The 8,421-nt window shown below is 63.5% G+C and carries 10 protein-coding genes; 8 read left to right on the forward strand and 2 right to left on the reverse strand.

Annotated features, from left to right (window positions below; all coding sequences use genetic code 11):
* Nucleotides 1–114: 114 nt before the first annotated feature.
* Nucleotides 115–336 (forward strand): hypothetical protein, encoded by a 222-nt coding sequence (locus tag OXM58_13405; GenBank protein MDE0149360.1) that lies wholly within the window; start codon nt 115–117, stop codon nt 334–336.
* Nucleotides 337–999: 663 nt separating this feature from the next.
* On the opposite strand, the gene OXM58_13410 is transcribed toward OXM58_13405, so the two are convergent.
* Nucleotides 1,000–1,236, reverse strand: coding sequence for a hypothetical protein (locus OXM58_13410; GenBank protein ID MDE0149361.1), 237 nt, complete (start codon nt 1,234–1,236; stop codon nt 1,000–1,002).
* Nucleotides 1,237–2,879: 1,643 nt separating this feature from the next.
* Between OXM58_13410 and OXM58_13415 the strand changes: the two genes are divergently transcribed.
* The 6 genes from OXM58_13415 to OXM58_13440 all read left to right on the forward strand — a co-directional run bounded on the left by OXM58_13415 (nt 2,880) and on the right by OXM58_13440 (nt 7,362).
* Nucleotides 2,880–3,161 carry a hypothetical protein gene (locus OXM58_13415; GenBank protein MDE0149362.1) on the forward strand — a complete coding sequence of 94 codons (282 nt, stop codon included), beginning with the start codon at nt 2,880–2,882 and terminating at the stop codon, nt 3,159–3,161.
* A 127-nt stretch (nt 3,162–3,288) separates the two neighbouring features.
* Complete coding sequence (locus tag OXM58_13420; GenBank protein ID MDE0149363.1) at nt 3,289–3,474, forward strand: hypothetical protein; 186 nt, start codon at nt 3,289–3,291, stop codon at nt 3,472–3,474.
* Between the two features lie 949 nt (nt 3,475–4,423).
* Nucleotides 4,424–4,555 carry a hypothetical protein gene (locus tag OXM58_13425; protein ID MDE0149364.1) on the forward strand — a complete coding sequence of 44 codons (132 nt, stop codon included), beginning with the start codon at nt 4,424–4,426 and terminating at the stop codon, nt 4,553–4,555.
* A gap of 583 nt (nt 4,556–5,138) precedes the next feature.
* Complete coding sequence (locus tag OXM58_13430) at nt 5,139–5,558, forward strand: hypothetical protein (GenBank protein MDE0149365.1); 420 nt, start codon at nt 5,139–5,141, stop codon at nt 5,556–5,558.
* A 309-nt stretch (nt 5,559–5,867) separates the two neighbouring features.
* Entirely contained in the window at nt 5,868–6,200 is a 333-nt protein-coding gene (locus tag OXM58_13435) for a hypothetical protein (GenBank protein MDE0149366.1), read from the forward strand.
* A 160-nt stretch (nt 6,201–6,360) separates the two neighbouring features.
* Nucleotides 6,361–7,362: a hypothetical protein gene (locus OXM58_13440; GenBank protein MDE0149367.1), complete on the forward strand. Its 1,002-nt coding sequence runs from the start codon at nt 6,361–6,363 to the stop codon at nt 7,360–7,362.
* 135 nt (nt 7,363–7,497) lie between these two features.
* Here OXM58_13440 and OXM58_13445 read toward each other — a convergent pair whose 3' ends face one another.
* Entirely contained in the window at nt 7,498–7,950 is a 453-nt protein-coding gene (locus tag OXM58_13445; protein ID MDE0149368.1) for a helix-turn-helix transcriptional regulator, read from the reverse strand.
* Nucleotides 7,951–8,229: 279 nt separating this feature from the next.
* Here OXM58_13445 and OXM58_13450 point away from each other — a divergent pair.
* A partial coding sequence (locus OXM58_13450; GenBank protein MDE0149369.1) for a hypothetical protein occupies nt 8,230–8,421 on the forward strand: 192 nt, incomplete at its 3' end.

Consider the following 8,421-nt stretch of genomic DNA (forward strand, 5'->3'; position numbering starts at 1 on the left):
TCGGACGGCAATGCGGCATCTGCGGTCCTGGCTACCGCTCATCGCGGCCGATGTCCCCCGGACTCGATTTCGCAATCCGATCGGCGGGACGTGCGCAAGAAGGGTGACGATCCGATGGAAGACACTGCGAAGGATTTTCTGACCAGGCTCGAGGACCTCAAGGAGACCTACATTGCGCTGGGGCTGTTTGCGGGATGGGGCCTGTCGTCTACATTCTTTTTTCTGCAATTGTGGTTCCGCAAATCATGCAGGAACCAGCGGCTGCGCATGGCGGGGCAAGTCGGACTCGTGGCACTCTTCGGCGCGTTGAACTTTCTGGTCATCGAATGGGCCTGAACCGGTGATTGTTTTCGGGAGGTGTGCGATAGTTCCGATATTCGTTCTTGACCCCTGGCGCTTCTTGCTCAGCGGGCGTCGTCGCTCGGCAGGAACGACCGACGCCCTGAAGCCGGGATGACAGGGGCTGTGGACAACCAGGACGCTGCCCTCGCAATTGACGACATAGCGTAATTCGCTCGGATGCTGCTCGCAATCGGCCGGATCGGGTTACTGTACGGACCCTCTGTGTCCATTTTCCGGCAAATGGCATGGCGCACCGGTCGTTCCATGCGGACGCGCTGTGCCGGCTGGCGCGTATGGCGCGAGTGTGCGTTCTTCAGTTCCGGGCACTTGCTGGCCTGGTCGATTATTGCGCAGGGGCTACTCCGAAGCTGGTGAATCGGAGGTGGTGCGGTGCAAGTGGTCGTCGTCGAGTCCGCTACGGCCCTTCGGGTGAACTGCTCGGGCTCCTGCGCGTCGTTGGTCACGAGCTCCGCGTTGTCGCGCGCGCGATTTCTCGACATAAAACGCCTTGGCCGTGGTCAGCTGGGGGTGATGGACGGCCAGGGGGAAGGGTTAGCCTGGGTTGAGCGGGCCGTCCGACCGATCCGTCGAACACGATGTGGCCGCGTGCGGGCTCGCCCGTCTGCACCGGGTGACCGGCTTCTCCGGAAGAAGCGTTCAGGGCCACCAGAACGCGAATACGAACCCGCCGCTCAGCAACGCCTGGATGGACGTCGGCAACAGGATGCGCGGTCTGTGGCGGTACCATCGCCACACAAACCACGGCAGGCAGGCCGCCACGACGTGGAACAACATGGTGGCGACCGAAAGCGAGAGATATTCGTCCGGCAAGCTCCATGAAATGGGCCCCGCTGCAATGTGCGCGAGCATCAGGTTCGCGAGAAGAATGGTCATGCCCCTGTGCATGGCGCGTTCCCGAACCTCCGGAGAGTACTCGTTAATATCCAATCCTACGTCACGGCCGCAGCGGTCAATCTCAAGCGGCTCGCCGCCGACCTTCGTGCCATCTTGTGGAGAGGTCCGCAACCGGTTCGCCTCACTCCGCGCGACCCGGGTCGCGTCCGTCCGCCTTCGTGAGACCGGCCGCCTGGGCCAACCGGATGGCGCGCATCGTCCGGGCGCTATCGACGAAGAAGAAATACCGGGCTCCCGCAGCCGCCTGACACGGCGAACAGCGGGTAGCTGTCGGGACGCGGGCAGGTCTGTGGAAAGGCATGGGCAAACGGTCAATCGAGACGGGATCGGGAAATCCAGTTTCCGGATGCAGTGCCTTCGAGTTCGCGCAAGCGATATGGACCCAGTGCACGCATCTCCGTACAGGCCCGCGGCGGGTGACGTGCCGCAATGAGAGGCCGGACACACGACAGAACCTGACCACATGCACCCAGCCAACCTCGAAAGTACTTGCGTCAAACGGGGCGTCCGCACATTTGGTATATGCTGGCGCAAGCGACCGTCGTTCTCGGTTGGAATGTCGATTTCGATTGACGCCCGCTGCAACAGACCGCCGGGCGATACGGGCTGGATACGCCGGTCGTTGTGACCGCTGATCTCCTGCAATGGTATCGCGATTTGCGACCGGGGGAACCAGCCCGGTTGATAGACGCACTCAACAACGTAGGCGTCGATGGCATTGCCGAGCTGCACCGGGCCGAAGCGGACTGCCGAGTCGTTCAGGCGCTAATGCATCGACTGCTCGAAAAACCATCACGACCTTAGTCTAGGACGTTCCAAATTCTTGTAGGGTTTCAATCCACGCCCCCGCGCGGGGGACGTGGTAGACGCATGATGTGTCTATCCCGCCATAGCGCGGCCCCATCAACCAACTCGGCGAGGCGTCAGCCCTTTCCCGTGAGCACTGCTACAGTTTGATCGGCAGACCTGCCGTCGCCCGAAGCGGAACGCGGAACTGACGGCAGTGTTCCTGCGGGGCGTCGGCGTCGGTTTCAATCCTGCGGTCTTGCGACGTGCCTTGGAGGACTTCGGGGAATTCGCCATTCTTTGCGCTTGCGAAGGATATCGCCCGGCGCGATAGTCGCGCAATTCGTGAAGCGCCGTTCCGGGCGAGGTTCATGGAGGACGTAGTCGAGGGAGGGCGACTGAGCCGGCAGATATCGCCCGACTTTCTGTCCCGCCCGCCGCGAGTCCTGAAGGACGATGCCGATAATATCGCGCCATTTTCGGTACTTGTTAGAATCTGATTGTGAATTTGCCGCGGCGACAGGACTTTCCTCTCTATCGAAGACAGCATTTCGGCCCACGAGACCGGTTTGGGCAAACCCGTCTTCGGCGCGAGTCTGTCCTAAGTGCGGTTTCGGGGTCGGCCCAATTGCGACAGAGCCTGGCTCCGTCGGCTCCGGCTTGCCCGAGGCGCTCCTGCAGCCCCCGAGATGCGGCAATTGCGGCGCTCATTTCGGAGCGTCCCGTGCGGCCCGTTCCGGGGCGGAGGGTGGTCTGAGGCTGTCCCGCACCGATCGAGAAAACCCTACCACGGCCCAGAGCCGCGTACCGTTGAGCGACCATTTGGGTGGTTCGTGATGAGGTGGGTCGAGATCGCGCTGGTTTCGGTTTTCGTCGTGGGCTATGTCCTCGGCGCATTCCTGTCGGGCCGGAGCCTGAAGCTCCGGTTGCTTGTCCTCTCGGGACAGGTCGTCCTGCTCCTCGCATCGTTGTACTGGACATTGGAGGCGACCGAGATCGTGCTGGGCTCGGCCTTCGTCGTGGGCTATGTCCTCGGCGCATTCCTGTGGGGCAGGCTAGAGATCCAGTTGGTTGTTCTCTGCGCGCTTTTCGTCTTGCTCGCTCTGTGGCTCTACTAAATGGCGAAACAATTGACAAGGCGTCTGGCGGCGCGCTCACCTCCAGCCGGTACGGGGCTCCGGGGCAGTCGCCAAAGCCACGCTCGCGCCGGTCTTCTACCGAACTCGGCGACACGAACGTCAAGAAATGACGGAAACCGATCAAAGCCCGATGCGGCCGGGCCGCCGGGCGCACGGTGCTCCGGACGCTCTTGCGTATGTGCTCAAGTCGCACGTCACCGCTTGGTTTCTCGATGCCAATATCCGTGCATCCTCCGACCCAACGAGCCCGCTTTCGCTGGATTGGTGCGCAAGTGGCGTGAAGGTCTGCTGACCCTGATATGGCGTTGGAGTTTGATAATCCGGTATTTCAGCAGCCTGCCGCGCCGGGAAATAATCCCGCCGCCGTTGACACCCCGTCGACAAGCTCCGCAACGCCGATGGCGCTCGCCGCCGCACCGGCCGCAAGGCCGACGACGACAGTGCAAAGCTCGCTCCCGGCCCGGAACCGGCGCTGCTGCTGCAAAGCAGCCCACTGGCTTGCGACTGGAATGCCGCATCGGCCGATAACGGTCGATCCGCAGCGCGGTAGTGACTCAATTTGAAATCTCGGCCCGCTTCTTGTAGGGACCGCGCGGTCGGCAATATCGAACTGTCCTTCTCTCATGCTGCAGACGCTCTCTTCCCGATGACCAAACGGCACGTTTCTCCGGCTTCGCGCGGCAGGCGCGCGCGCTCTGCCGCGATCGACCTCTCGGATTCCTGGGAAATCGCCTCGCTGCCGCCCCGCGCGGCGCCCTACTGGATGGCGATCGGCCGCGGCCGCGCCCTCGGCCTCTCGATCTGCACCAAGACCGGGCGTCCGCTTAACTGGCATCCGCCTCCGCCTGAAGGACGGCGGCGGCTACCGCAAGAAACGACTCGGCCCCTACGGCTTCCTGTCGCACGAAGACGCGACCTGGCTGGCCCGGCGCTGGTTCGAAAAAGAGGCCGCATCCGCCGTTCCGGAAGACCGGCCCGAACCGGCCTTCCGGCTCCTGGACGTTCCGTCGGGCAGCACGGCCTACACGGTTGCGCACGCCCTCAACGACTATCTCCGCCGCCACGCGCCCGCGGGCTGCACGTCGCGGAACGAGTACAACATCGCGAAGCGGGTCGCCCGCCATCTCGGCGCCGTCCCGCTGCGCGATCTCCGGGCCGAGGACATCGCGCGCTGGCTGTCGACGGCGCTTGCCGAGCCCGCGCAGGCCAGGCGCAACCAGGATCTCCATCCGCTGGAGCGGGTGCGCCGGCGCAAGGCGACCCTCAACCGCCAGCTCGCCCTGCTGCGCGCCGCCCTCACCCTCGCTTTCGTCAACCGCCGGATCGACTCGGACGCCGAATGGCGCCGGGTCAGCTACTTCCGGCACGCCTAGGCCCCGGCGCCACAGGCAATCTCCCCGGAAGCCATCGGTGTCCTGCGCAGCAACGCCCCGCCGGAGCTGCGGCGGCTGATCGACGCCGCGCTCCACACCGGATGCCGGTTCGGCGAACTGTCCAACCTCCGCTGCAGGGACCTCATCGCAGCGACACGCAAGCTCGTCGTGCCGCCGGCCAAGCGCAGTCCCGGCCGCACCGTCGTCCTGTCGGATGCCGGCTGGCGGTTCCTCGAATCGCTCAGGGCCGATCGGGCGGAGGACGACTGGCTGGTCCGGCGAACCGACGGCCGCAAATGGACCCGCAGCACCATGTGGGGACGGCTCTACGCTGCGGCCGAGCGCGACGGCCGGACCCGGGGGATCAGCTTCCACAGGCTGCGCCACTTTATCAATAAAAAATCCCTTTATTCAACAAGTTATGGAGTTCCAGAGAGTTTCGACCCCACAAGCGAACCCACACAGCGGCACCGATGCCGGCTCGCCATGATCGGCAGCCGCCAGCGTGGGCGGCCGATCCTGCTGCCCGCCCGCATTGCCGATTGGTCATGTTCGCCTTGGATGCGATCGAAGGCGGGCCAGCGTGAACCCGGCAAACGACAACGGCGAAGCGCTGGCCGATAGCATTGCCCGGCGCGGCGCGCTTGAGGCCGCTATCGCGGGTGCCTACAAGTCCAACGATGAAAGAGACGCTTGCCGGGCGGCTCTCGCAAATTCCTTAGGGATAGACTGGAGCACCGGATGGCCGGTCGACTATGTGCCACCGCGGCGACTCCCCCGAACCGCCGCTCGAACGGCGACGCCGGCGCGCTTTCCGATCATACTCGGTCCGCAACAGACGTGGCGGCCGGCGATCAGGGAGCGGAAGGCCGGGCTTGCCAAGCCGGGGAAAGCCGGAGTCAAAGCACAGAAGGCGCCCTCGGCCGAAGAAGCACTCCAGGCCGTACTAGAGGCGCTCTGGGCCGAGATCGAGGCGCTGCGCAACTTGCTCTCCGATCGGTGAGGTTTGACAATCTGTCGGAAAGCCGCTGTAGCCGTCGCGCGCGACGCTCTAGGCGGCATCTACGCGCTGCCCGCACTTCTCACTGTCACCGCACCCGGACCGCCGCGAAGGGCAGGGGTGCCGGGCCGTGCAACCGCCATACAGACCCTATGGACCGTCCCGATTATTCGCCTGGGCGTGGGAGCTATCCGCACCGGTCGAGGGCTATTGCATTCGACAGGCGACCCGACAGAGCGGGAAGCCTCGTTGTGATGGCAGATGGGAGCGTGCGGCGGTTGCCGCGGGTGTCAAGCACACTAGTTCCCCGGCATGACCGGAGACGAAAAGAACGCCGAAATTGCGAGTATAGCGGACGAGCGCGCCGAACTGAAACGCGCGCTTATCTGTATGGACAACAAGATCACCCGCTACAGGAAGGCGCTTACCCAGACGTCGGTAGCCTTGGCGCGAGGCCTTCATCTTCGAGAAGACGGAGACGTCGTCATCGTCCCGGGCATAGATGGGCTTTATGACGGCGAGAATGATCGGGAACTGCCCACCAGCCTTTCCGAAATCGTTGCGCTCCAGAAAGGCCGCGCGAACGCCCACGCTCGCTTGAAAGAGCTCGATCAGTCGCTTGACGATCTTGGTATCACGGGCTGACCTCATGGTTGCCGCGGGGAGTCAAGCGCGATAGGGTGCGTCTCTCGATGGAGAGGACAACCCCATGCCCGAGCCCGCGCCGAATTGAGCGCCGGGGGTCGGCGCCTTTCTACATAATTTCATAAGGCAGAGGGCGGCCGCCCGGCCGCGGAGAACTCACATGAAACCCATTCCTGTTCTGCTCGTTCTTGTGCTGGCGCTGACCGCCTGTGCAAACGACCCACCGAGACAGGAAGCGTTCAAGCTCGAACAGAACTCCAAGTTCGACGGCAGGACGCTGCGGTTTTTCGTGAAACTGGACAGCGGAGCCGTAGCCGCCGTCAATACAAACGACGATGTCATCGAGGTGCTGCCCGGGGCCACGCCCATGCCTGGCCACCGGGCGCGGGCCTATACGTTTCTCAAGGTCAAGAAGGAGGGCACGTCGCTGTCCCACGCCCTGTTGAGTTGGGATCCGGACAACCCGGCGGACTACCTCGTGTTCGGCTGGTGGGCGGAGTTCGTCGGCCAGCATCCGCCGGTTCTGTCGTTAGCGGAGGCGGAGCGGTTTGCGCTTGTCGACGGCCCGGAACTCGACCATGGAATCGTGCCGGAGGTGCCGGTCGAGGGGACGGCCACCTATCTCGGTCCGGCCGGAGGGCTCTACAGATTTGTGCCGGGGGGCGAACCGGGAGAGAATTTCGAAAACGTTGTTCTCGAAGAATACCAGGGGACGGTCACCCTGACCGCGGATTTTTTCGACGGCACCGTGAAAGGATGTATCGGGTGCATCGGCGACCTCGTTACGCGACGCGCGCATTTCGGCGTTATCCTTGGCGAGGCGGTGGAAGCCCCGGAAGGCACAGCCAGAGACTACGAACTCCACCTGCCCAGCGCGATCATTCGCGAAGATGGCCATTTCGTGCGTGACAAGGTGATTCTGAAACATCCGGAGCGGACGGTAACCAAGTCCGAGGGGTTTTGGGGCGGAGCCTTTTCCAGCCGCCAGGACACGGACGGGAACCCCCGGTTGGCGGCAGGCTTCAGCGGCGTCGCGTTCAAAGAGAGCGACGGCACCGAGGGCGAATTTTTCGGATCGTTCCTGGGCTTGAGCGAACGCTTCAGCGAAAACGGGGTATCCAGTCCGCTTCCGGAAGGCAACGGCCGGCCGTCCAAGAAATGACGCATTTTGCGCCGGCGGCCCGACATAGAGCCGCCAGGAGTTGTTTTGGCGATGAGGCAAGGCTGCGGGTAGGCTATGGCTTTCGTCTCCGGGACGGGTGAAGGTTGTAAGGGCCGGTTTCGCGTTCGAGCGGGTTCACGGGGGCGGGGCGGAAACCGCTTCGGCGCCGTTTTCGGCCGCATTTGCCTCGATCGCTGCTTTCACCATACCCGCGTCGATAAACGAACGGACTGACCCGAACACCGCCGCTTCGAGCGAACTGACCCTTCCGACAAGGCTGTCATAGGACACGGGCGGCCGTCTGGAGTTTCTGCCTTCCCCGACGCCTGGGGGCGAAGCCGCGACACCATCGCCGACGACCAGGAAGGTAACGCCGCATCCGAGCGCCGCAGCGAGGTGGTAGACCGCTTCCAGGTTGATGCGCCGGGAGCCTTTCTCCCAACTGGAATAGGTCGATGCGTTCACGCCGATCCGTCGGGCCAATGCCTCTTGGCTAAGCCCGGCCTGTATTCTCAGGAGATAGAGACGTCCGCAAAACGCGGCGTGCTGTTCCTCGGCAAAACTCGTGGCCTCGGCTTGCGCTGTCATCGTTCGCCCTCTGTTGCCGGCTTTCCGGCCGCAGCCTTTCAAACCGACCCTAATCTTGCTGTTGCATTTATGCAACGCGAACGATTTTTGTTCCTGCGGGTGAGGCGGGGAGGCTTCCGTAGTCCGCCTGGGCGCAGGTATGTAGGTCCGCCGGTCGCAATACCTGCGGCTGGCATCAGACCTCCTGGGAGATGATGGAGGTTGGTGTTGAACCCCAGCGTTGTTGCGGCCCCCGGATATTCCGGACGGCCGGATAACGCGTAAGCATTGGAGAGGGAGATGACGGGAGTCGTCAAATCCGCAGGCAAATACGCCCTCTGTGCCGGCACTGCCTTGGCGCTTTCGATCTCGGCCGCGTCGGCCGCGTCGATGGCCAAGGCCGGCATGGACAAGCGTGTTGCCGATCTGGAGCGTGAGGTCACGTTACTCAAGAACCAGATGAAGTCGGCCATGATGGCCAAACCTGCCGAC

It is taken from the genome of Rhodospirillaceae bacterium (assembly GCA_028819475.1).
Lineage (GTDB): Bacteria > Pseudomonadota > Alphaproteobacteria > Bin65 > Bin65 > Bin65.